Consider the following 23409-nt stretch of genomic DNA (forward strand, 5'->3'; position numbering starts at 1 on the left):
ACCGTTTACCTTTTGTAATTATTTTACACAAACAGTTCGTTTATCGACTCGTTATTATAGATGCGCCTTATGGCTTCAGCAAGCAGCGGGGCCACGGATAAGACAACTATCTTATCCGCTTTTTTATCCCCGAGAGGGATAGAATTAGTTATTATCAATTCCTCCAGTTCGGACTCATTTATCTTCTGCAGCGCTGAACCTGAAAGCACTCCGTGAGTACACGCGGCATAGACTTTTTCTGCTCCTTCTTTTTTTATGGCGGCAACTACCTTGCACAAAGTCCCTGCTGTATCAACGATATCGTCTAAAATTACCGCTGACCTTCCCTTTACCTCTCCTATAATATTCATTACAGCTGCTTCATTTGCCCTGGGCCTTCTTTTATCAATGATTGCAAGGTCAGCGTCAACCCTTTTTGCAAAGGCCCTTGCGCGTTCCACCCCGCCTGCGTCCGGAGAAACGACTACGAGGTCTTTTATTTTTTTTCTGTTAAAATATGACAGGATAACAGGCGCTGCATAGAGGTGGTCGACAGGTATGTCAAAGAACCCCTGGATCTGGCCTGCATGAAGGTCCATGGCCAAGATCCTGGTTACGCCTGAAGCTACCAGCAAATTTGCTACCAGTTTTGAAGTTATCGGGACCCTCGGCTCTGCTTTTCTGTCCTGCCTTGCATACCCGTAATACGGGAGGACCGCGGTGATCCGTTTTGCCGAAGCACGATGCAGGGCATCGGTTATAATCAACAGTTCCATCAAGTTTTCGTTTACGGGCGTACATGTAGGCTGTATTATGAAACAGTCTTTCCCCCGCACATTCTCATCGATCTTTACCCTGATCTCGCCGTCGCTAAACCTGTTTACGAGAGCCCTGCCTAGATTAATATTCAACTTTTTTACTATCTCTTTTGCCAGCTCTTTATTTGCATTTCCGGAAAAAACTTTTAGGTCCATTTTAGTAACCTCTTTTATGGTAAACGGGAGACGGTAAAAGGTAAACGGTGCAAAAACCACCCATTTACCATCTACCTTCTACCGTCTACCCTTGTTTTTTATTTGCTTGCCCAGCCTTATATTAGAAAAAGGGCCTATGTTCGAATTGCTTTTTACGTTTGAACCCCGGACATGGGAATAAACGATGCACACATCATCCTGGATCCTTGAATCCTCTATAACCGAATAAGGCCCGATAGTGCAGTTTCTTCCTATTACGGTTTCCCCGCTTATGACCGAACCCGGGTGAATCGTTGTATCCCGGCCTATATCTACTTTAAAATCAATATAAGTGTTTGACGGGTCTATTATAGTAACACCTGAGTGCATCAGTTCTTTATTAATTCTCTGTCTTAATATGCTTCCTGCACAGGAAAGCTGTACCCTCGTATTTATCCCGAGTAGCTCATCTTCTTTTGCCCGGGGCCAGCTCCCTACCTTTTTGTCCATATTGTTCAATATTGAAATAGCGTCAGTCAGATAATATTCTTTTTTTACGTTATCGGTTTTTACTTCGTTTAGGGCTTCCCAGATCAAAGGGCTTTGAAAACAGTATATGCCGCTATTTATCTCTTTTATCTTCCTTACAGATTCGGAGGCATCTTTTTCTTCTATTATAGCTGCCACCCGGCCGTTTTTTGACCTTGAGATCCTGCCGTAACCGTAAGCATCCTCAACTAGAGCTGATAAGACCGTAGCAGAGTTGTTTTCTTTTTCATGAATCTGTATAAGAGCCTTTAATGTAGCAGGGTTTACCAAAGGGACATCTGCGCTTATTACAAGTATATCTCCCTTATATTTCTTTAAGTATTTCTCTGCCTGTTGCAAGGCATGGCCTGAGCCGAGCTGTTTTTCTTGTTCAACGAACTTTAGATCTTCGTTCGAAAGTTCCTTTTTTACCTGATTTGCGCCATGGCCTACTACGACATAAATAGCTTCCGGCTCTAAAGATTTTACAGTATCTAACACCCACCTGATAAGAGGCCTTCCTCCCAAGCCGTGCAAAACCTTAGGAACGGAGGACTTCATCCTTGTTCCTTCACCTGCGGCTAAAATTACTACAGCTAATTTCTTCATTTATTATTTTGCCCTAATCCACATTTTATTTTTAAATACTTTCTAAAAAAACAGCTCATAATCAGGTACATATTATAGCAAAAATAGAAGAAACACGAAAATCAGAGATTGTTGAATCCCGCTGGGCGGGATTCAACGACCTTCTATCGGAAGGGTAAAAATAAACTTACTGCCTTTTTCCAAACCTTCTGATTCTACCCAGATTTTTCCGTTATGCAGTTCAATTATTTTCTTGCATATGGAAAGCCCTAAGCCGAACCCCCCTGCATCTTTTTTGAACGTTTGATTAATACGGTAAAACCTGTCAAAGACAGCCTCCAGATTCTCTTTTGCAATTCCCATGCCGTTATCTTCAACGGTAAACTTTACCCCGCCGTTTGTTTTTTCAAACCATACGGCTATTTTTCCCGATTCCTGCGTATACTTTATTGAATTTGTCAAAAAGTTCGTTAAAACACGTTTTATTTGTTCATAGTCACAGTTGACCATAATATCAGCTGCCTGGTAAGTATTGCCGGTTAAAGAAACCTGTTGAACGATATCTATCTTTTTGTTACTGGCTAATGATTCTGTTTCCTTTACGGCTTCCTTCATTATCTTAATAACGGGCGTATCTTTATTTTCCAATTTCCAGCAACCTGCCTCAATTTTTGCGCAATCCAGCATGTCGGTTATAAGAGCCCGTATCCTTTCTGTATTTCTTTTGATTATTTCTAACAATTCATTGCTTTGTTTAATTTTGTCTATTAGTTTCCCTTCATCATCCACATCTTCCTTGCTCATAATTATTTCAAGGGCGCCCGAGATCGCCATAAGGGGCGTCCTAAGCTCATGTGTTATCATCGATAAAAATTCAGCTTTTAACTTGTCTAATTCCTTTAAACTAACTAATTGAGATTTTAATTGTTTTGTTTCATAAGCTTTTGCTATTAAAAGCGACAGTTCATTTATATTGAACGGTTTATTAATATAGTCATAAGCGCCTTTTCTTAAACTTTCAATAGCGGTTTCCATGGTCCCGTAACCTGTTGCTACTATCACCTCTATCTCCGGTTTTATCTCCTTTATTTTTTCAAGAACTTCAATACCGTCAATGCCGGGCATTTTTATATCCGTGATGACAATATCTATTTCCTGCTCATCAACTTTTTGAATGCCTTCTTTCCCGTTCTGCGCGGTTTTGACCGTGTAACCTTCTTTTTGTAAAGCATAAGAAATCATATCTCTTATACCCTGCTCGTCATCAATAATAAGCACTTTTACATCGTTTTTTATTAACATGTTTTTTTTCCTTTTGCTTAATGCTTCCTGCATTATTTTAATTATTTCTTCCGTGTTAAAAGGTTTGTACAAACAGGTATATACCCCTAATTTTGTTGATTCAGATTCCAGTTTAAAATCGCTGTCAGAACTACTGCTGGTAATTATTACAATTTGTTCCGGCTTAATCTGTTTTATCACTTTGAGCACTTCCATTCCATTCATATTCGGCATATGGATATCAAGAATAACAATATCAAACACCTCTTTTTTGAATATTTCTATGCCTTCTATCCCGCCGCAGGCATCTGAGACAATAAATCCTTTTGGCTGCAAAAGGAATTTTAGTAAGTCTCTAATCCCCTGCTCATCGTCAATTATCAATACTTTATTATTCATGTTTTTTATGTTTTAGGTAATTTTATTATAAAAGTAGTTCCTTTACCTACTTCACTTTCAACTTCGATCGTCCCGTTGTGCTTCTGGATTATCTCAAAAGAGAGGCTCAAACTTAATCCAATGCTCTTAACCGTAGCCGCTGTTTTAGAGAACGGTTCAAATATGTGTTTCTTTGTTTCCTCCGTCATCCCCATACCTGTGTCAGCTAAAGCTATCTCGATATGGGTTTCTGTCTGTCTAGTTGCTATTGATATTTTCCCGGTTTCAGGCATAGAGCGCATCGCGTTAGCGCACAAATCTATTATCACTTGCTGTAGCTGGTTCTTATTCACTTGGATAAACGGCAAATTACTGCCATACTCCTTTGTTATTTCTATTTTGTTTAATTTTGCCTGAGCTTCTATCAGTGGAATTGTCTGTTCAATAGTTTTATTTATATCGACGGTTTCTTTTCCTGTCTTTTCTGCTCTGGAGAATATCAATAGATCTCCTACGAGTTTCTTGCATCGTTGCGCTTCCCGCTCTATTGATTTTAAAGGCATATATAAGGGGTTATCTTCTTTTATATCATTGGCAAGGACCTGAGCAAACCCCAAAATCACTCCCACCGGGTTGTTCATCTCATGAGCTACGCCACCGGCTAATTGCCCTATGACTCCTATCTTCTCTGAATGAATAAGCTGGGTCTGAAGTTTATTTTTTTCCACTTCTGCCTGCTTACGTGCAGTAATATCCCTAAATATTCCTATCAGATAAGTTTTGCCATTTATTGTTACAGGAGATGAACTAATATCCGCATAGATAACATTCCCGTCTTTTCTTTTTATCGGAATATTTTCCGCCAATATTCTTTCTGTTCTAGCTAGTTCTTTAAATTGTTCTACAACATACGGCATATCTTTTTCAGGATGGATATCCACAACCCCCAGGGTTTTAATCTCTTCCAAGTCATACCCCGTCATCTTGCATATCATGTTATTACCCATAAGGAATTTCTGAGTTTGCGGGTCCGCAACCAGTATCCCATCCATGGCATTTTCAAAAATACATCTGAATTTTGCCTCGGATTCCTTTAGTTCTCTAGTCCTTTCCTCAACTTTTTGTTCTAAGGTTTTACTATACCCTTTTATTTCTTCGACATAATTTTTGATGTCATCGATCATCATATTTATGCCCATTGCAAGCGAATCAAGGTCATCATTCCTGCCTGAAAGTTTAATTTGTACAGAGTAATCCCCTCTCTCCACTTTCATAATTGTTTCGATTATTCCACTTATACGGTCTTTTTCTATTCCATTATCCATTTTATTCCTTCAGCCAAGCAAGAGCATCTTCCCTGTTCTTGAAAAATTTATTATTTTTCCTTTTTGTTATGCTTATAACAAAAGATGCTATCACTCTGGCAACAGGATGCATTCCGAATACAGCAACCTTTCCGACTTTTTCATGGTCAGACACTTCCTGCCGTATCTTTCTTGCTTCCGGCGATTGCTTCCCGCACCTGTTAATGTCTATAAGAAGATTTACCTTTCCTTGGGCCATATTTATAAATTTGACTTCAACTTCTCTCATTGCAGCCGCCATCTTTTCATCTGAATCCCCTGCAGCAGTAATATAGAGAATATTATCTTCGCCAGAATAAATCTTAGTTTCTCCTACCCAAATTTCTCTTTCACTTACTTCCCTTAGTTCCATTTTTTACTCCATTTAATTTATCGGCAATTTTATCCTAAACACAGACCCTTTGCCTGCTTCACTTTCTGCTTCGATCGTACCGCTGTGGTTTTCAATTATCTCAAAACACAGGCTCAAACCTAAGCCTGTTCCTTTACCTATTTCCTTCGTTGTAAAAAACGGCTCAAATATGTGCTTCTTTACATCCTCAGTCATCCCTGTGCCTGTGTCTGACACATCTATCTCAATACGGGTTTCTACCTGCCTTGTGGTTATTGTTATCTTACCGCCTTGAGGCATAGCGTCCATTGCATTATTGCATAAATTTACTATAACCTGCTGAATCTGGTTCTTGTTTACAACAATATGGGGTAAATTAGCTGCATAACTCCTTGTTATTTTTACATTTTTTACTTTTGCCTGAGCATCTATTATAGATATTGTCTCTTCGATAGTTTCATTTATGTTGGTATTCTCTTTCTCTGTCTTTCCTGCCCTGGAGAACGTCAATAAATCTCCTACGAGTTTCTTACATCTTAGAGCTTCCCGCTCTATTGATTTTAACGGCATATATAAGGGGTCATTTTCTTTTATGTCGTTGGCCACCACCTGCGCAAACCCCAAAATCACTCCCATAGGGTTGTTTATTTCGTGAGCTACGCCGCCTGCTAACTGCCCTATAGCTGACATTTTATCCGCCTGCATAAGCTGTCTTTGAAATTTTTCTTTTTCTTTTTCTGCCTGCTTGTGTTCAGTAATATCTTTGTCTATTCCACGATAGCCTTTTATATTGCCCTGTTCATCTAATAAGGGGACACCATTGGTAAGAAGGCAGACTTGTATGCCATTCTTGGATAGGTTCCAGTTTTCTAAGTCTTTGATCGGTTCTTTATTTTTTATTATTTCAGAAAATATTTTACCTATCCTTTCTGCTTCCTTTGGCAGCATCAAATCAAAGGGGGTCTTCCCGATGAGCTCTTTTTCGGTATAACCCAAAATATCTTCAACCTGATTTGAGCAAAATGTGTACACCCCCTTTTCGTCAACCTCCCAGATCCAATCAGCCATGCTAAAAGCGATATCTTTAAAACGTTTTTCGGATTTATTAAGTTCTCTTGCTCTTTCTTCCAGCGCTTCCTTGGATTTTTTCAGATCTTTCGTCATCTTATTAAAAAAATTACTCAGGATTCCCAGCTCATCTTTAGATCTACTCTTTACTTCATAATCTAAATTGCCCTGAGCAATTATTTTAGTGGCGGAAATTAAATTTTTTATCGGAGAATTAATATATGTATTTACTATTAAGGTAACCGCAACAATTACAAACAGTATTATAGCCAACGAAACTATGAGCATTATTTTTCGCAGTTCATTTAGTTTATCATTAAACGAAACTAAAGAGATCGCGACTTTCACTTTGCCGATCTTTTCTTTTTCAGATTTTCCTTCGATATTCAGGAGCATTTCTTCTCCTGTGTTTGCTGTTTGATTCTCGCCTAATATCGCAGTTGAAAATTCCTTGATCGGCTCATCTGCTGGTTCCTTTCCGGCATTAACCAGAGTAATCCCTTTATCATCTTCAACCTTTACAAAAACTATATCTTTCTGACTTAAAACATTGCTTGCCAACCTGTTAAGTTCTTCTTTATTTAAAGTTAACACCCCATATACACAATTCATTGCAAGGTTATCTACTAAAGAATTTACCCTCTCGCTCAACTCTATTTCTAACCCTTTTTTTTCGTGGTGCACACTAAACCAGCCTAAAAAAGAAGTAGCAAGTATAGTCAAAACAATGCCGGTTAGAAAAAGTTTTGTTCTAATGGCGAGGTTCATTCTTCGAAAACCTCAGAAGCATATTTAGGCATATCACCGGATAACTTTATTCCGATTTTTTTAGCTGCGATAAGGTTTAAAGATAGCCTGGTTTTTCTGGGAAAAGCCAGTGGAATAGTGCCCGGTTTTTCACCTTCAGCAATTTTTAAAGCTATCTCGCCGCTTTGCCTGCCGATATCATTAAAATCACAATCTAACGAAAAAAGTGCTCCGGCTTTTGTATAAGGCGAGGAAAGCCCGATAACCATATATCTTTTTTCAAAACTATCAGATAGCAGGTATTTTACTGACTCAGCAAAATATATGCTGGAATCCGGAACCATTAAAAAACAATCTATCTGCCAGGATAGCTCTTTAAGCGCTCTCGGAAAATCCTTTACGGAACTAACTTCTTTGCTAATAAGTTCTAAACCCAATTCCGTACAGGTTTCCGATATTTTTTTATATTCCCCGGATTCTTTTGTTGAATAAATAAAACCGATTTTTTTAGTCCCGGGAAAGATTTTCACAGCTTTTTCCAGTTTTATCTTAGGGGAAATATTAATCGATACTCCTGCAATATTCTGACCTGTATCTTTTTCATCCTCAAGAGACATCGAAAATACCACGGGAATATTTTTTATTTTTTCCTTTGCCAAATTTAAAGCTCGTGTTCCAATAGCAAGAACTATATCCGATTTTTCCCTGCTTATTTTTGAACAAATCAGTTCAGGGGGCTCTTCTTTCAAATGATGCTCAAAGGACAATAAAGCTATTTTCTTTTCATCAAAATATTTCTTAAATCCTTCCCACGCTTCCTGATACGGTTTTTCATCTGATGAAAAAATAACAGAAACTGATACGCGGTTGACACCAAAACACAAAGAAGTCAAAAATATTAATAACACTATAAGAGACCATAGTTTTGTCATTTTTATTTACTTATTTATATTCTCAGTTTAGAATTGTTTCACAAATATCGGGTTTAAAACTCCTGAGATAACGTTAGTGTCGCCCTTCTTCCAATCTTCTGGTTTGCTATTGGATACTCGTCATATTTTGTATCAAATAAATCTGCTATAGCAAGCGATAGTTCAGTGCCTGATGCTATCTTATAGCCGAGATAAGTATTTGCTATGGTATATGCCGCAGCATTTCCGCCGCCGCCCCAGCTAGAAACATATTTCCATACGGTAGCATCCACGTAGTTTACGGAAAGACTGCAAGTAATGCCGTTATTGAAGCTCGCAGTTAGTTTAGCATTTGCCGTGTTCTTCGGCGTATTCATAAGAAAAGTCCTGAAATCCGCAGAGGGATTGGCTGTAAGCTCCTTTTGCTCAATATAGGTGTAGTTGACCAGGCCGCTCAGCCATTTCGTGAACAAATACTTCAACTCTGCTTCGTAACCTGTAACCTGGACTTCGCCGCCGTTGGCAAAGTCTATAGTCCTTGGAATCGTCATTCCTGGCACAGGCCAAATAGACGTGGTATTGGTGAAAATAAAATCCTTCACGTTCATGACATAGGCGTTTACTTCAATGCAAACATCGGCTATCATACCCCGGTAGCTTGCCTCATAAGACTGCATTTTCTCCGGCTTTAAGCTCGGGTGGCCGGAAACATCGTAGTAAAGCGTAGGAGTAACATATATCCTTGTGTAATAATATGATTCGATAAAATCCGGGTTGCGGTATGCAAGGCCCTGGGTGATAAGGAAACGGTGATTCTTTCCCCAAGGATAGAACATCAGGCTTAGGCGGTTTGCATAAAAAGGATCTGGGGTTTCGTCTCTTTTATCGTACCGCATTCCGCCGTTTAAAGTAAACCAACTGGTTATTTTATACGTGTTGTCAAAATACACCCCGGACTGGTTCTGATACTTTTTTCCATCTAAGGCGGTGTCATAAATATTTTGTTCTGTTGCAGCGCCCCAGACCAGAGTATCGCGCTCAAAGAGATTTACGGTATTCTGTGCTTCAAGTTTACTTCTTTTTGTCATAGATTCACCTGTAGACTGAGTTGTGGACCCGAATGAGTACCCGCCTCTCAAGTCCTGATCTATAGTGTAAGCGGTTATCAGTATATCAGGCTTATTAACCTTATATTGAAGATTTGCCAGAGAATTGCCGTGGCCGGCAAAATTCATAACACCGGTACTTTCGTATTCAATTTCAGATTTTACCGCATGCGACCCTCCTCCCCACAATGAAAGTTTTGAATTGTTGTTGATGTTATAGTCCACCGCTACCCTACCCGAATATCTCTGTTGGGTCGGGTTGCTGGAATAGGCAGGCCTTCCGTAATTATCGCGTTGATCGTAAAAACCCGAAATACGGTAATCTATTTTATCATTTATTGCCCCGCCGTACCGCAGGGAGCCAAGATAAGTGTTATATTCGCCTCCTGTTACAGAGGCCAGGCCGCCTTCGGTGTCTTTGAGGCTTTTGGTAATGACATTAATAACACCCGCCATGGCATTGGCGCCGTACAATAAAGAGCCGGGGCCTTTCATTACCTCAATGCGGTCAATTTCGTTCAATGCAACCGGGAGACTGGTGAAAAGACCGTCTTGATATGTGCCCGGCCCCCACGGCATGCCGTTTACAAGCAGGAGGATTTTATTCATGGGCAGTTTGTCTAAACCCCTTAAACCGCCGATGTGCATACTCCCCGCCGTGCCATGACGAATATTCAATCCCGGAACCATGGTCAGCGCCTCTCCTAACTGGGTGGCGCCGGAAAGCTTAATATCCTCTGCTGTGACAATATACATCACTGCGGGTGCTTCGGATATCCTTTGTTCTGTCTTACTTGCAGTTACCACGCCTACGTTCATAAACAAAATATCCTCTGAACTTATCTCTTTTGCTTCACCATTAATAGCACATAATCCGGCCCCTGCTAATATATAAAACAAACTTTCCAAAACTGTTGCCTTTTTAAAAAACATTTTTACTCCTTTTCCACCTTATGCAATAGATAGGAAGTTTGCATGTATTTGGGGTCAGGTCTTGCATGTCGAGGTTCATTCTTCGAAAACCTCCGACGCCTCTTTAAGTATATCATCAGACAATTTTATTCCGACCCTTTTAGCAGCAATACGGTTTAACGAAAGTCTGGTTTTTCTAGGAAAAATTAACGGGATACTGCCGGGTTTTTCACCTTCAATAATTTTTAACGCTATTTCACCGCTTTGCCTGCCGATATCATTTAAATCGCAATCTAGGGAAAAAAGTGCCCCGGCTTTTGTATAAGGAGAGGAAAGCCCGATAACCATATATTTTTTTTCTAAACTATCAGACAACAGATGTTTTACTGATTCTACAAAATATATGCTGGAATCCGGGATCATTAAAAAACAATCTATCTGCCAGTCTATTCCTTTAAGTGCACCGGGGAATTCCTTTGCGGAACCAACCTCTTTGCTGACCAGTTCTAAACCCAATTCCTTACAGGTTTCTGAGATTTTTTTGTATTTCAAGGATTCTTTTGTAGAATATATTAAGCCTATCCTCTTAATCCCGGAAAAGATTTCCTTAGCTTTTTCAAGTTTCAGCTTAGCCGGGATATTCATTGCCACTCCTGTAATATTCTCACCCCTATCCTCTTCGTTCCCAAGAGACATTGAAAACACTACAGGAATATCTTTTATTTTCCCCTTTACCGAATTCAAAGCCCGCATTCCAATAACAAGGACTAGATCCGGTTTTTCCTTGTTTATTTTTGAAGAAACCAGTTCAGAGGGCTCCTTCGACAAATGATGCTCAGAGGGCCTTAAAGCTATTTTATTCTCATCGAAAAATTTCTTAAATCCTTCCCAGGATTCCTGATACGGTTTTTCATCCGATGAAAAAATTACAGAAACCGATACCTGTTTAACACCAAAACATAAAGAAGCCGAAAATAGCAGCCATACAATTATAGGCCAAACTTTTGTTTTCATTTATACTTTTATCATTCTCAGCTTAGAATTTGTAACTTGCCTGTATATTTATTCTTCTTCCAAGTTCTTCCGAAGTTGACAGGTCGCCTGCAGGGATCAAACCTGTACCCGGTACACCCTCATAAAAGTTTTGATCGAACAGGTTAAACGCGCTTAGGGACGCATATATCCTGTCTTCTATAAATGCATAGCCTACACATAGATTCACAATTGTGTATGCTTTAAGACTGATCAGGGATTCCGCCTGAGCTGCGTTGATGTAGTCATAAACAATGCTATCCACCCATTGCCCTGATAAATTTGCAGAGATGCCGTTTCTAAACTTCATGTCAAACCCGGCATTTACCCTGTTCTTTGGGTCATCCTGGCGCACCCAGTCTTTCTCATTTGTAAGGTTAGTGCCTGTGTTATCTTCTTTCTCTCTGGTTTGGGCATACGTGTAATTCAACGTGCCTTTAAGCCAATCTGTAAATAACACATTGAAGCCAAGCATAGCTCCCACATTGTCGGCACCGCCGCTATTTTCAAAAGTAGTTGTAACGGACACTCCTGTTGGATCTATGGCATCTCTTGCTACAATAAAATCAGAATACTGGTTGTAGAATACCCCAACTTTCCCCTCTATAGTACTCAGCTTGTATCTATACTCTGCCTGGTATGCCGTGACCTGTTCCGGGCTAAGGTTCTGGTTGCCCAAAATTATGGCGGTGATGGGAACGAAAGCGCCTGCAAGAGGGTTAAACACAAGGCTTGTTGTCGTGCGGTCAAAATATGATTCCACAAGAGTCGGGTTGCGAAAAGCCTTGCTTACTGAACCTAAGATTGATTGGTCTTTGTTTATAGCATACAACAGAGCTCCCCTTGTAGAAACCTGGCTCTTTATAAGAGGATGGCTGTCATACCTGGCGCCCAGCACTAATTTTAATTGGTCCGTCATCTGGTACTGGTCCTCCGCAAAGACTCCGTATATGTCCTGGGCATGGTCAGAGGATACGATTTCATTTTTTTGCATTCCTAGATTGCGGTAGTCAAGCCCCCAAACCAAGGAATGCGTGTTCCCGATTTCAAACGAATGCTGTAATTCCACATCAAAATTTGTTGTCTTAAAATACCAGACATCGCTCATAACCGGAAACTTTATAGACATATCAGCGTTTTTGACATAGGAGCGTATGCTAAGGGTTCCTAAGGTATATGCGGCCTGCGCATAATCATTATTATATCCGGAAGGGTTAACCCCTACTCCCACGTTTTCACCACCGAAGAATTTTTGATTTAAGCCGTAGGCCCTGCCTGCCGAAAAAGAGAGTTTGCTTTTCTCCGATATTTTATAATCAACAAGGGCATTGGCCCTGGATACCTGCCCGGCATCTTTAAGGGGCGTATCTTTCCATTCATCCAGTTTATCAAAACCTGCCGATACTTTATAGTCAACTTTTTGTGTAGTCTTTCCGTGAATGATAGATGTATTGAATAAGCTGGGAGTTCCTCCCCGCACATTGATATTTGTCCCGTTTATCTGTTCCGGTGTCTTGGTAATGATGTTTATTATCCCTGAATATGCATTGGCACCGTAAAGTGATGACCCGGGGCCGTTTATGATTTCTATACGCTCAATTTCATCCAGGCCGATTTGTTGCTGGTCCCATAACACAACGTTGTAAACGTCCCAGTCAATAGAGCGTCCGTCAATCATTACGAGCAGGAAATTGTTGTTCCCCTCATGGAAACCGCGTATAAACACAAACCTATTCCTTGAGGAAATACTCGTGAGGTCTATGCCTGCTACCATCCGGATGGCCTCAGGAATGTTTGTTGCGCCGCTGTCTCGTATTTCTTGAGCTGTCACGACTTCAACCGAAGCCGGAGCTTCTGTCACAGGCTGTTCTCTTCTTGAAGCCGCTATAACTGACGGTATCTCCATAAAAAACAACTGCTCACCGCCTTGTTCCTCGCTATCTCCATAAGAAACCTGCGGGACAAAACAAAAACAAGCACAAACCAATGATGCAATGAGCCAAAACTCTTTTTTCATGACTGCTCCTTTAATGATTCATTTACCTTATTAATAAGGTTTTTTTCAATTTTAATTGAAAAATATTGCTGATTTAACGAATGGGTCATTGCCGGGCTTGATATGACAATCCGGTTAAAACTTAAATGCCTTTCTGGATTCACGTTTTCACAGAAATGACAATCTAAAGTAATATAATATTGATTGCAAATATTTTGCGTTAACTTATTTAAAAATCAATATATTTAATTAAATATTTTTAACCTATTTAGGAAGGAACCTAAACTAACTTATTAAAGTCTCTAAAATATGCTATATTTTCCATATATAAACTTAATCCACAATGTTATCCACATTATCCACAGGCATTAATTTTGCATATTCCAAATTATTCTAATACCTTCTAATGTTAGTTCAGGAATTATAGCTTTTACTTCCTTTATATCACTTGTTATCAAAGGTGCCAACCCTCCGGTTGCTATAACCTTTGGTTTTGGCATCTCCTTACTGATTTTAGCTATTATTGCTTCAACTAAGCCTACATATCCGTAATAAATGCCTGATTGTATTCCAGAAATAGTTGATTTTCCAATTATATTTTTTGTTTTCTTTATTTCGACTAACGGCAATTTAGCTGTTTTTCTTGCCAGAGACTCTGCTGATACTAAAATACCCGGGACAATAGCTCCGCCAAGATATTCCCTATTTTTACTGATACAATCAAAAGTCGTGGCAGTTCCAAAATCTACTACTATTATCGGACCGCCAAAAAACTCATAGGCTGCAACTGCATCCGCTATCCTGTCAGCGCCTATCTCTTTTGGATTATCATATGAGATTTTCAGGTATTTTTGATTTATTGCTTCAACAAAAAACGGTTTTTTACCAAAATATTTATTTGATACTTCTTCAAAGGGGTCATTTAAGTATGGAACAACGCTTGCTATTGCGGCCGCTTTTATATTTTTATATTCTATCAAAGAATACCTGAGCAGGTCAAGAATCCTTAAAGCATATTCATCTGAAGTGCTGTTCGGGTCTGTAGCCAGCCTCCATATCTTGGCCGGGCCCTTAAGTGCTCTACCTGACTTTATTTTAAAAACACCTAAAGTTATATTAGTATTTCCAATGTCTATGGCTAAAAGCATTTTTTCGGTAAAAGGTAGCTGGTAGATGGCAGACGGTTTTGCCGTTTCCCTTCTACCGTTTCCCGTTTACCCCTCAAAAATATTATTTCCATTCACATCATTCGCCACTATTACAGGAAAATCTATCACTTCAAGTTTATGGATAGCTTCCGTTCCCAAGTCTTCAAAAGCTATTATTTGGGAGCTTTTCACTTTTTTAGATAAAAGAGCCCCTATCCCGCCTGTAGCCGCAAGATAAACTGCACTATTTTTCTTCATAGCGTATACAACTTCATCTGACCTGGGCCCTTTCCCTATAGTAGCTTTTAACCCTAAACTTAAAAGTAAAGGTGTATATTTATCCATCCTGTTTGACGTCGTAGGCCCGCAGGAGCCTATTATTTCGCCGGGTTTTGCAGGGCACGGCCCGCAGTAATAAATAACAGAGTTTTTTAGATCAAAAGGCAGGACTTGTTTTTTTTCTATTATTTCCACAAGCCTTTTGTGTGCCGCATCCCGGGCTGTATAAATCGTGCCTGAAAGCAAAATGCTGTCGCCAACCTTCAACTCACTTATTTTTTCTATTAATTTTGATACAGTTAGGTTTCGTTCCATATTATTTTTAGCGTAGAGCGTATAGCATTTAGCGGATAGAAAATCAAACGTCCTTAAAAATCTATTTTTGTGATCTTTTCTGTTTATCCTTTAGTTTTTTGTTTTGTATTTTTAATTTTTTAATTTGCTTCTCTAATTTCTCTTGCTCACTTATATAAGTTTTACAAACAAAGGTTTCAATATTATCTATTTGCTGTTCTACTAATTCTTCCTTATTATTAAACTTTCTTAACTCTGTCTTATTTTTTATATCGTTATGATATCTATATCTTCGAAATCTATCTCCTATACAATTCCAAGCATTACAAATTAAAGGTATAAGACTTATTAATGAAGCAATAGAACCTGCTATGTATAACAACTCTAATCCAGTTTCATGCTCAAAAACAATAATACGATTATTGTTTTTATCTTCAACCAGCCATGCTGAACGATTAACATTAATACTATTAATACTAATGTTCGGAGTATGCTTTAAATACTCAACTAATTCATGATAATCTGAACTATGGACACAGTTTTCACGAAATTTAACTGAAATAATATTTTTTAAAATTTTTATTTCAAACAATTTTTTAGCAGCATTAAATCTTTCTAAAAATTCTTGTCTTCTGTAATCCATAATATCCTATCCGCTATACGCTCTACGCTATCCGCTCTAAATAATTTCCGTTATCCTTCTAAGCGAATGGCACTGCATGCTGACGGCAACGGGTAGCGATGCAATATGGCACGGGGCGGTTTCTATGTGCACTGCCAACGCGGTAGTGTCGCCTCCAAGGCCCATGGGTCCGATGCCTGTCTTGTTTATTTCTTTTAGAAGATCATCTTCAAGTTTGGCATAAATAGCGTCTTTTGAATACCGGCCGATTTCCCGTAACAATGCTTTTTTTGATAAGAGGGCAACACTTGAGAAGCTTCCTCCGATACCTATGCCCACTACTAAAGGAGGGCAGGCATTGATACCTTTTGTCTTTACAGTGTCTAAAACAAATTCTTTTATAGCTTCAAGACCGCTTGACGGCGGAAGCATGACAAGCCTGCTTGCATTTTCAGTCCCGCCGCCCTTGGCCAGAAGCGTCACCTCAAGCTTATTCCCGGGCACTATCTCAGTATAAATTACAGCCGGCGTATTGTCATTACTATTAATTCTTTTTAAAGGATCGCTCACAATTGATTTGCGCAAATACCCATCTTTATACCCGATAGCCACGCCTTTATTTACCGCTTTTGACAGGTCCTCTCCGGTTATTTCCACATCCTGTCCGATTTTCAAAAATATCTCCGCAATACCGGTATCCTGGCACAGGGCTATGTCCCGGTTTTTGGCAAGCCTTGCGTTTTCAAGGATCTGCCCGAGTATAGTTTTTGCGCTCTCGTTTTTTTCTTTTCCGAAAGAATCCTGCAAAGCTCTCCAGACATCTTCCCCAAGAAAATAATTTGCTTGTTTGCAAAGACTTTCAACTGTTTGAGTGATTTTATTTGAATCTATCTGACGCATAAATTCAGCGATAAGCGGTAAGTTGTAAGGATTAAGTAAAACCTTTTTGCTGTCTTGTTTATATCTTAATTCTTACCGCTTAATCCTTAATCCTGATTACAAATGTATCTTCGACTTCTTTATCAGCCCTGTCTTCATCATGGTTTTAGTGATGGCACGGCTTCTTACTATCATTTCCCTTGCTTGTTTATACAGCTGGCCTTTGGACAGTTTTTTCTGGGCAACCTTTTGTTCTATAGCCTTTATCCCGACGCTTGCAGCAACCCTTGGATAAATCTCCCAGTCATCCATTGTAGGGAGTATCTTTTCAGGTGAAAGCTGGTTTGCCTTTATGCAATTGGCAAGCTCGTTGGATGCGGCTATGCACATTTCATCTGTTATAGTATTTGCCCGTACATCCAGGGTACCGCGGAAAACACCGGGAAATCCCAGCGAATTGTTTACCTGGTTTAAAAAATCGCTTCTTCCTGTTGCGACTATGGCGGCTCCTGCTTCTTTAGCTTCCCAGGGCCATATCTCCGGCACCGGGTTAGCGCATACAAAGACAATAGGGTTTTTTGCCATTTTAGCTATCCACTCTTTCTTTATCACATCCGGGCCCGGGGTGGATAATGCTACAACTATATCTGAATTTTCCAAAGCTTCAGGTATCTGGCCTATAACGTTTTGGCTGTTCGTTATAGAACACATCTCCCACTTTTCATTATATTTACCTTCAAGATCGGTCCGGCCTTTATGTAAAGTACCTTTTGAATCTGTCATAATTATTTTGCCGGGGTTAGCTCCGTACGTCATAAGAAGCCTTGCTATACAGATATTTGCCGCACCTGCGCCTACAAGGGCGACCCTGGCATCGGCTATTTTTTTATTTACTATCTTTAATGCATTGATAAGGCCTGCAAGAGTGACCAGAGCAGTTCCCTGCTGGTCATCATGCCAGACAGGTATCCTGCATTCTTTTCTCAATATGTTCAAAATGGGGAAACATTTCGGCTGTTCTATGTCTTCAAGGTTGATCCCGCCAAAAGACGGCTGCAAAAGCTTGACCGTAGCAATAATAGTGTCTTTATCTTTTGTATCAAGGCATAGAGGGACAGCGTCAACACCGCCCAGGTATTTAAACAGGATAGCTTTGCCTTCCATGACAGGAAGCCCGGCTTCAGGCCCGATATCTCCAAGCCCAAGGACCCTTGTGCCGTCAGATACGACCGCGATAGTGTTCCATTTGCATGTATATTCATAAGCAAGCTCGAGGTTTGCCTCTATTTCCTTACAAACCTTTGCTACTCCCGGGGTATACCAGACGGAAAAATCGTTCATATCATTTATTCGGCATTTCGGGACTATCTCCATCTTCCCCTTGTAAAAAGAATGAAGCCTGCTTGATATCTGGGATGGCCTTTGAGCATTTTTTATCAATGTTTTTGAGTTTTTCATATAACCTCTAACCTCTTTTAAATTAAACTTCGTTTAATTTTGATTACAGTGATGAAAACCCTGATTACGGTGATTAACTACAGATTACATTGATTAATCCTCGTCGAAGTATCACTGTAATTGCAGTTATCAATCACTGTATCAGGGCTTAATCACTTTAATCAGTCTAATGTTTTTTATTAAACAAAAAATGCCGAAAACCATTATAGAATCAGCTCTTTGTTTCTATTAATGGTACCCGGCATCTATATTATGATTTGTTCTCCACAAATTCTTTTATGAGCAGGTCAATTATTTGAGGGTCAAACTTGGTTTCTTTGCCAAGTTTTATCATCTGATTTATACGCTCAGGGTCTATGCCGCCTATATGCATCTCATCTATTATTTCAGCTATCGCCACGATCCTTGCTCCCAAAGGTATTTTATCTGCGGCTAAGCCGTCAGGGAAACCCGTGCCGTCATAATTTTCATGATGATGCCTGATGATCGGAACTGCGCCTTTAAGCAGATTTATGTTCTTGACCATCTCAGAACCCAGTTTTGGATGAGTTGTTTCAGGGTCCATGTCACGAACGGTGATAACGCCCTGCTGGATCGAAATATCAAGCTTGACATTGAGTATTCCGATATCGTGAAGCAAAGCACCGTAGTAAAGGTTTTTATATTCCTGGCCTTCAAGCCCCAGCTGTTTTCCGAGCGATGTGGCAAGCTGTGCAACCCTCCAGCAATGGCCTAAAAGTTTAGGGTTGCGCGACTCTATGGCAGTTATCAATATTTCAATTATATTAACGAAAAAATTCCTCTGGTCTTCGCTTGACCTTGCATTGTTTATGCTTACCGCAGCAAGAGATGCAAGGCTCTCTAAAATATTCAGGTCATTTTCATCGAATTGGGCACTTTCTTTTTTGTTTAAAACTTCCATAACGCCTACAAGCTGGTCATCAATGAGCATCGGCACACAAAGGATAGATCTTGTTATAAATCCCGAGCTGTGGTCTATCTTTCCGGTAAAGCGGGGGTCGTGGGCAGCGTCATTTACGATTATAGGCTTCCTTTCCTGCGCGACCAGGCCCGCAATGCCCTGGCCGACCTTAACTTTCAGCTTCTGTATGACTCCGCCTTTTTCGCCGCTGGCCACCTTAAACGAAAGAAATTCCTTGTCGTCATCAAGAAGCATTATAGACGAAGCTTCCGAATCAAGCAGCCTTTCGCCGACCGAACCTATGCGTTTAAGAAGGGTATCCACATCAAGAAGCGAAGATATGCTTTTTGCTATATCAAATATTTCCTTGAGGTCTTTGGTTGAATTATTGTTTTTATCCATTTTTTATTGTGCAGAGCCTAATACTTCTTCCATTGTGGTAACCCCCATCGTAACCTTTACGAGCCCGTCTTCTAAAAGCGTCCTCATACCGTTTTTCCTGGCAAGTTCTCTTATCGGGCCGGCTGCTATTTCGCTGAGCAAAAGCCTTCTTATCTCGTCATCCATTACAAGAAGCTCGTGAATACCTGCCCTTCCTTTGTAGCCTGTACCCCTGCACACATCGCAGCCGCGGCCTTTATAAAGAGTGGCATTTGAAGTATCTATCTTATACTGCTGAAAAACCTTTAAATATTCTTCAGTCATCTGTATTTTTTGTTTGCATTCTCCGCATACCCGCCTTACCAGCCTTTGTGCCAGAACACATTCTACAGAAGACGATATTAAGAATGTCGGCACACCCATCTCATGGATCCTGGCCACTGCACTGGGAGCGTCGTTCGTGTGGATTGTGGAAAAAACCAGATGTCCTGTCATGGCTGCTTCCATGGCTATCTGAGCCGTTTCTTTGTCTCTTATTTCACCTACCATTATAACATCCGGGTCCTGGCGCAAAAATGCGCGCAGGGCAGCCGGAAAATCAAAACCTATTTCCTGGATAACGTTAACCTGGACGATGCCTGGCAGGTTATATTCCACGGGGTTTTCAGCTGTCAGGATTTTAGAATCCGGTGTGTTTATAGAATTTAAAACAGCATACAGAGTCGTTGATTTTCCTGAACCGGTAGGCCCGCAAACAAGAACGAGACCATAAGGTTTTGTCACGCAGACCCTTAATTTCTCCTGTGTGTCTTTTAGAAACCCTAGTTTTTCAACATCAACCCGGACAGATGCGCGGTCTAACACACGCATTACGCAGGATTCTCCGAAAACAGTAGGGAGTATGTTAACGCGAAACTCAACCGGATTTCCTTTTGCGACGACCTGGATACGTCCGTCCTGCGGCCTGCGGCGTTCGGTTATATCCATTTGCTCGGTCATTATTTTGATCTTGGCTATAAGGGCATTCCTGAAACTGTAAGGTATCTGAAAAGAGGACTCCGTCAAATTTCCATCTATCCTGTAACGACAGATAAACTTGTTCTCGAACGGCTCTATATGTATATCTGATGCTTTCTGCTGTAGGGCGCTTATAATTATAGCATTGACTAATTTTTCCACTTCAGGGGCCGAGGCGTCTATCTCTGCCACGTCGAGTTTTTCTTCGACTTTCCCGACGCTTATTTCTTCTTCCCCTTCTTTTAAACCGCTTATGATCTGGTCAACTTTTGGAAGGGACGTAGCCATCCCGTAGGTTTTTTCTAATATTTTAGATATATCTTCAGGCAGGGCTAAATAAGGCTGGACTTCAAAATTTGTCCTTAATTGTATGTCTTCTATGACAAAAAAATCCCTCGGGTCTGCCATAGCTACGAAAAGGACATTATCTTCTTTTACAAAAGGGATAGCCCTGTGGCGCTTGGCTGCAGCTTCGGGAATAACCTTTACCGTTTCCGGGTCAATTTCTATATCATCCAGATTTACTGCTTTTACGTTCCATTCCTGCGACAGTGTCCGGAGTAAGTCGACCCTGCTCATCAGGTTCAAGCGGACCACTGCGGATTGCAGGGGTTCATTTGTTTTTTTTGTCTCTTCAAGAGCTTTATTAAGCTGCTCTTCTGAAAGTATCTTATTATCCTGAAAAATCTCTTTTACGGTTTTTCTTCTGACCGAACCTTTCGTAGCCATTAACGAAGCTCCTAGATATTATTAAATAACAGCTAAATTATATCTGATATTTCTTTAAAAATCAAGAGACCTAATACCAGATATTTATTGCGCCAAGTTCAAAAGGTTAATATTGCACATTCCCTTAAGTTATTTTCACGGCAAAGCTGTCCTGATTGATAATAAGGAATATGAAGATATAAAAATAAAACAAAAAACTGGACTATCCTGAAAAATGAACTTGAATTATAAAATTGAAATCAGTTCAATTGCCTAATACGATATTAAACATCTATCCCGCTCAAACAGTCACCTCCTTATCCAAATCTCCAAAGAAATAGATTCTCTTACCAAAAATCCTTTAGCCGGTAAACCTCTTAAAGGGAATAAAAAAGGTTGTTCTCCTTACGCCATGGCGACTACAGGGTTATTTACGAAGTTTTTGCCTTCAAAAAAACCGTTTTAATTATCAGAATAGGCCATAGGAAAGATATTTACAGATAATTCATTAATTATTTAAGGAAAGTCTGAATGGTTTATTTTAAAACTTGATATCTAAGCCGAATTTGAGCGAATCGCCGAGGTCGCCTTCGGGGGTCCAGGCAAGGTTTATGCCTAAGGTTTTGTTATAGAGCATTCCAAGGCCGGTTCCTAAGCCGGATAATCCGCCTGCCTGCATGCCGGTTCGGTATCCCGCACGAATTGGGAACTCTAATCTTTCACCGCTTTTAACTGTATACTCAGCTCCTGCGCTCACGTAGATGTCGCTGTCATTTGGATAGTTAATGTCTGCTCCTAACGTCAAATCACTGTTTAACTTATACACTCCGCCGGCTTTAACTGTCATCGGCAGGAAATCCGCTTCATCTATGAATTTTATCTTTGTTCCCAGGTTCTGTATAGCTAACCCTATATCTACTTTATCTGTTGCCATGTACAGTCCCGCCGATATCTATTCCGTAGGCTGACGCCTGCTCGTTTTCTATCTTTGAGCTTATCATCTTCGCATTTATACCTAGGCTTAAAAAATCACCCGCTTCCCTTGCATAAGCTACCCCTACAGCCATATCCGCTGCGCTATACGTTCCGAGCATATTCCCGCTCGTATCCGTTCTTGTTATGTCCGTAACGCTTAACATCGTAACATTTACACCTATCGCGCTGTTGTTGTTCACTGGCAGGGCTATGGATCCATTGAATGATAACTTTGCATTTGGATTTGTTGTACCAATACCTAAATTACCCGCGAAATAATTGTTTCCTGTGCCGCTTGAAATTATTATACCAGTTTGACTGATGTTTCCTATAACATTCAATTTTGAAGCTGGACTTCCTGTCCCTATACCTACGTTGCCGGATAAGCGATAGACAACGGTTCCGCCAGAGGTTTCTGTCCAGTCTGTATCACCACCGGACTGCCAACTGGCAAGGCCGCTGCTGCTGCATTTTAGGACATAGCCATCTATTGTAGTGCCGCCTCGTATTTGTATCTGGCCGTTTACATCGAGTTTGGCTGTGGGGCTTGATATGCCTACCCCTATATTACCATTTTTTACAACAAATGACCCAAATAAAAAAAGAGCTAATTTTACTTAGCCCTTTCTTTATGTTTATGAACTTATGCAGCCTTAGTTTTTTTCTTAATAAATTTTAAACCGTACTTTTTTATTATCTCCTCAGCTTCTCTGTGACGCTTGCTAATCCTTTCTTCCATAGATAGGTTTTTCTCTTTTTCATATATTTTTAACCTTATTTCGTGTATTTGCCTCATTGGTTCCGGTTCTCTCAACATATCAGTCTACCTCCTGTGGTGTTAATATCTCTATAGTTTTATATCCCATAAGCTCATTAACCGCAATAACACCTTTTTTTGTTTTTAATTTAACCATGTGCTCAAAATTCCAGCTCATTACAATGTCCATCCCGTTAACTGTAGCAACTGCAATATGCAGCGCATCATCACGATATTTTAGCGGAATTAACCCTTCTTCTATATATTTTTCCGCAAGTATTTCTGTGTCTTTATCAGCTTTTAAAAGCCCTAATCCCGTACCTTTTACTACCTGAAATAATAATTCTTTTATATCTTTTGGTGCCTGCTCTATTTCTTTTAATACCTCATCAGAAATATAACCTTCGTAATCCCCTCTTTTTATGCAGCCAATAATATCTTTTGTAGACATTATTTGAAGCTCGAGATTTTCCCTGTCACTTATGGCAAAATTTAATATTGACGTATCTAAATATAATTTTAATTTCTTCAAAAACGTTTCTCCCTTACATATTTACATTTGATAATATTATACCAAATTCTTTTGCCTTTTATTTGCATTTTGACAAAAATATAAATATCCGGGTAAATCGATATCTATGCAAGAGCATTTTTGGGTATTCTTTTATCTGAACCATATCCCACCGCGCAGGTGGGACATGGTTCACAGTTTAAAACTTTATGTCCAATCCGAATTTGAGCGAATCGCCGAGGTCGCCTTCCGGGGTCCAGGCAAGGTTTATACCTAAGGTTTTG

At 40.0% G+C, this 23409-nt stretch carries 22 protein-coding genes; 1 reads left to right on the plus strand and 21 read right to left on the minus strand.

Features of this window, described 5'->3' with window-relative positions; translation table 11 throughout:
• Positions 1–23 precede the first annotated feature (23 nt).
• The 17 genes from LHV68_13150 to tadA form a co-directional block, all read right to left on the minus strand.
• The gene (locus LHV68_13150; GenBank protein ID MCB4792809.1) at positions 24–953 is read right to left on the minus strand and encodes a ribose-phosphate pyrophosphokinase; all 930 of its coding nucleotides are present in this window, start codon (positions 951–953) and stop codon (positions 24–26) included.
• A gap of 78 nt (positions 954–1031) precedes the next feature.
• On the minus strand, positions 1032–2069 hold the full coding sequence (glmU, locus tag LHV68_13155; GenBank protein MCB4792810.1) for a bifunctional UDP-N-acetylglucosamine diphosphorylase/glucosamine-1-phosphate N-acetyltransferase GlmU: 1038 nt from the start codon (positions 2067–2069) through the stop codon (positions 1032–1034).
• Positions 2070–2201: 132 nt separating this feature from the next.
• Positions 2202–3728: a response regulator gene (locus tag LHV68_13160; protein MCB4792811.1), complete on the minus strand. Its 1527-nt coding sequence runs from the start codon at positions 3726–3728 to the stop codon at positions 2202–2204.
• A gap of 5 nt (positions 3729–3733) precedes the next feature.
• On the minus strand, positions 3734–5032 hold the full coding sequence (locus LHV68_13165) for a PAS domain S-box protein (protein MCB4792812.1): 1299 nt from the start codon (positions 5030–5032) through the stop codon (positions 3734–3736).
• A 1-nt stretch (position 5033) separates the two neighbouring features.
• The gene (locus LHV68_13170; protein ID MCB4792813.1) at positions 5034–5423 is read right to left on the minus strand and encodes an STAS/SEC14 domain-containing protein; all 390 of its coding nucleotides are present in this window, start codon (positions 5421–5423) and stop codon (positions 5034–5036) included.
• 12 nt (positions 5424–5435) lie between these two features.
• On the minus strand, positions 5436–7238 hold the full coding sequence (locus tag LHV68_13175) for a PAS domain S-box protein (protein ID MCB4792814.1): 1803 nt from the start codon (positions 7236–7238) through the stop codon (positions 5436–5438).
• The gene (locus tag LHV68_13180; protein MCB4792815.1) at positions 7235–8149 is read right to left on the minus strand and encodes an ABC transporter substrate-binding protein; all 915 of its coding nucleotides are present in this window, start codon (positions 8147–8149) and stop codon (positions 7235–7237) included. Before LHV68_13180 ends, LHV68_13175 begins: the two co-directional genes overlap by 4 nt.
• A gap of 53 nt (positions 8150–8202) precedes the next feature.
• Complete coding sequence (locus tag LHV68_13185; GenBank protein ID MCB4792816.1) at positions 8203–10167, minus strand: TonB-dependent receptor; 1965 nt, start codon at positions 10165–10167, stop codon at positions 8203–8205.
• Positions 10168–10242: 75 nt separating this feature from the next.
• Positions 10243–11160, minus strand: coding sequence for an ABC transporter substrate-binding protein (locus LHV68_13190; protein ID MCB4792817.1), 918 nt, complete (start codon positions 11158–11160; stop codon positions 10243–10245).
• Positions 11161–11182: 22 nt separating this feature from the next.
• Complete coding sequence (locus LHV68_13195; GenBank protein ID MCB4792818.1) at positions 11183–13195, minus strand: TonB-dependent receptor; 2013 nt, start codon at positions 13193–13195, stop codon at positions 11183–11185.
• A 347-nt stretch (positions 13196–13542) separates the two neighbouring features.
• Complete coding sequence (locus LHV68_13200) at positions 13543–14322, minus strand: type III pantothenate kinase (GenBank protein MCB4792819.1); 780 nt, start codon at positions 14320–14322, stop codon at positions 13543–13545.
• 66 nt (positions 14323–14388) lie between these two features.
• Positions 14389–14916: a Fe-S-containing hydro-lyase gene (locus LHV68_13205; GenBank protein MCB4792820.1), complete on the minus strand. Its 528-nt coding sequence runs from the start codon at positions 14914–14916 to the stop codon at positions 14389–14391.
• A gap of 61 nt (positions 14917–14977) precedes the next feature.
• Complete coding sequence (locus LHV68_13210) at positions 14978–15538, minus strand: hypothetical protein (protein MCB4792821.1); 561 nt, start codon at positions 15536–15538, stop codon at positions 14978–14980.
• 36 nt (positions 15539–15574) lie between these two features.
• Entirely contained in the window at positions 15575–16417 is an 843-nt protein-coding gene (locus tag LHV68_13215) for a fumarate hydratase (protein MCB4792822.1), read from the minus strand.
• A gap of 96 nt (positions 16418–16513) precedes the next feature.
• Positions 16514–17854 carry an NADP-dependent malic enzyme gene (locus tag LHV68_13220; protein ID MCB4792823.1) on the minus strand — a complete coding sequence of 447 codons (1341 nt, stop codon included), beginning with the start codon at positions 17852–17854 and terminating at the stop codon, positions 16514–16516.
• Positions 17855–18104: 250 nt separating this feature from the next.
• Complete coding sequence (locus LHV68_13225) at positions 18105–19178, minus strand: GAF domain-containing protein (protein MCB4792824.1); 1074 nt, start codon at positions 19176–19178, stop codon at positions 18105–18107.
• A gap of 3 nt (positions 19179–19181) precedes the next feature.
• On the minus strand, positions 19182–20903 hold the full coding sequence (gene tadA, locus LHV68_13230; protein ID MCB4792825.1) for a Flp pilus assembly complex ATPase component TadA: 1722 nt from the start codon (positions 20901–20903) through the stop codon (positions 19182–19184).
• Between the two features lie 375 nt (positions 20904–21278).
• Here tadA and LHV68_13235 point away from each other — a divergent pair, with 375 nt between their 5' ends.
• A complete protein-coding gene (locus LHV68_13235) occupies positions 21279–21386 on the plus strand; it encodes a type II toxin-antitoxin system RelE/ParE family toxin (protein MCB4792826.1) in 108 nt (35 codons plus the stop codon).
• Positions 21387–21423: 37 nt separating this feature from the next.
• On the opposite strand, the gene LHV68_13240 is transcribed toward LHV68_13235, so the two are convergent.
• The 4 genes from LHV68_13240 to LHV68_13255 form a co-directional block, all read right to left on the minus strand.
• Positions 21424–21816 carry a hypothetical protein gene (locus LHV68_13240; protein MCB4792827.1) on the minus strand — a complete coding sequence of 131 codons (393 nt, stop codon included), beginning with the start codon at positions 21814–21816 and terminating at the stop codon, positions 21424–21426.
• Complete coding sequence (locus LHV68_13245) at positions 21803–22198, minus strand: hypothetical protein (protein MCB4792828.1); 396 nt, start codon at positions 22196–22198, stop codon at positions 21803–21805. The genes LHV68_13240 and LHV68_13245 overlap by 14 nt, the downstream gene beginning before the upstream one ends.
• A 302-nt stretch (positions 22199–22500) precedes the next feature.
• On the minus strand, positions 22501–22674 hold the full coding sequence (locus LHV68_13250; GenBank protein MCB4792829.1) for a hypothetical protein: 174 nt from the start codon (positions 22672–22674) through the stop codon (positions 22501–22503).
• Between the two features lies 1 nt (position 22675).
• Entirely contained in the window at positions 22676–23146 is a 471-nt protein-coding gene (locus LHV68_13255; protein ID MCB4792830.1) for a PIN domain nuclease, read from the minus strand.
• Positions 23147–23409: the final 263 nt, after the last annotated feature.

It is taken from the genome of Candidatus Liberimonas magnetica, from assembly GCA_020523885.1.
In the GTDB taxonomy this organism is placed as follows: domain Bacteria; phylum Elusimicrobiota; class Endomicrobiia; order Endomicrobiales; family JAFGIL01; genus Liberimonas; species Liberimonas magnetica.

Coding starts and splice junctions, on each gene's coding strand:
- LHV68_13150 (MCB4792809.1), bottom strand. CDS start 953: ATGGACCTAAAAGTTTTTTCCGGAAATGCAAATAAAGAGCTGGCAAAA.
- glmU (MCB4792810.1), bottom strand. CDS start 2,069: ATGAAGAAATTAGCTGTAGTAATTTTAGCCGCAGGTGAAGGAACAAGG.
- LHV68_13160 (MCB4792811.1), bottom strand. CDS start 3,728: ATGAATAATAAAGTATTGATAATTGACGATGAGCAGGGGATTAGAGAC.
- LHV68_13165 (MCB4792812.1), bottom strand. CDS start 5,032: ATGGATAATGGAATAGAAAAAGACCGTATAAGTGGAATAATCGAAACA.
- LHV68_13170 (MCB4792813.1), bottom strand. CDS start 5,423: ATGGAACTAAGGGAAGTAAGTGAAAGAGAAATTTGGGTAGGAGAAACT.
- LHV68_13175 (MCB4792814.1), bottom strand. CDS start 7,238: ATGAACCTCGCCATTAGAACAAAACTTTTTCTAACCGGCATTGTTTTG.
- LHV68_13180 (MCB4792815.1), bottom strand. CDS start 8,149: ATGACAAAACTATGGTCTCTTATAGTGTTATTAATATTTTTGACTTCT.
- LHV68_13185 (MCB4792816.1), bottom strand. CDS start 10,167: ATGTTTTTTAAAAAGGCAACAGTTTTGGAAAGTTTGTTTTATATATTA.
- LHV68_13190 (MCB4792817.1), bottom strand. CDS start 11,160: ATGAAAACAAAAGTTTGGCCTATAATTGTATGGCTGCTATTTTCGGCT.
- LHV68_13195 (MCB4792818.1), bottom strand. CDS start 13,195: ATGAAAAAAGAGTTTTGGCTCATTGCATCATTGGTTTGTGCTTGTTTT.
- LHV68_13200 (MCB4792819.1), bottom strand. CDS start 14,322: ATGCTTTTAGCCATAGACATTGGAAATACTAATATAACTTTAGGTGTT.
- LHV68_13205 (MCB4792820.1), bottom strand. CDS start 14,916: ATGGAACGAAACCTAACTGTATCAAAATTAATAGAAAAAATAAGTGAG.
- LHV68_13210 (MCB4792821.1), bottom strand. CDS start 15,538: ATGGATTACAGAAGACAAGAATTTTTAGAAAGATTTAATGCTGCTAAA.
- LHV68_13215 (MCB4792822.1), bottom strand. CDS start 16,417: ATGCGTCAGATAGATTCAAATAAAATCACTCAAACAGTTGAAAGTCTT.
- LHV68_13220 (MCB4792823.1), bottom strand. CDS start 17,854: ATGAAAAACTCAAAAACATTGATAAAAAATGCTCAAAGGCCATCCCAG.
- LHV68_13225 (MCB4792824.1), bottom strand. CDS start 19,178: ATGGATAAAAACAATAATTCAACCAAAGACCTCAAGGAAATATTTGAT.
- tadA (MCB4792825.1), bottom strand. CDS start 20,903: ATGGCTACGAAAGGTTCGGTCAGAAGAAAAACCGTAAAAGAGATTTTT.
- LHV68_13240 (MCB4792827.1), bottom strand. CDS start 21,816: ATGGCAACAGATAAAGTAGATATAGGGTTAGCTATACAGAACCTGGGA.
- LHV68_13250 (MCB4792829.1), bottom strand. CDS start 22,674: ATGTTGAGAGAACCGGAACCAATGAGGCAAATACACGAAATAAGGTTA.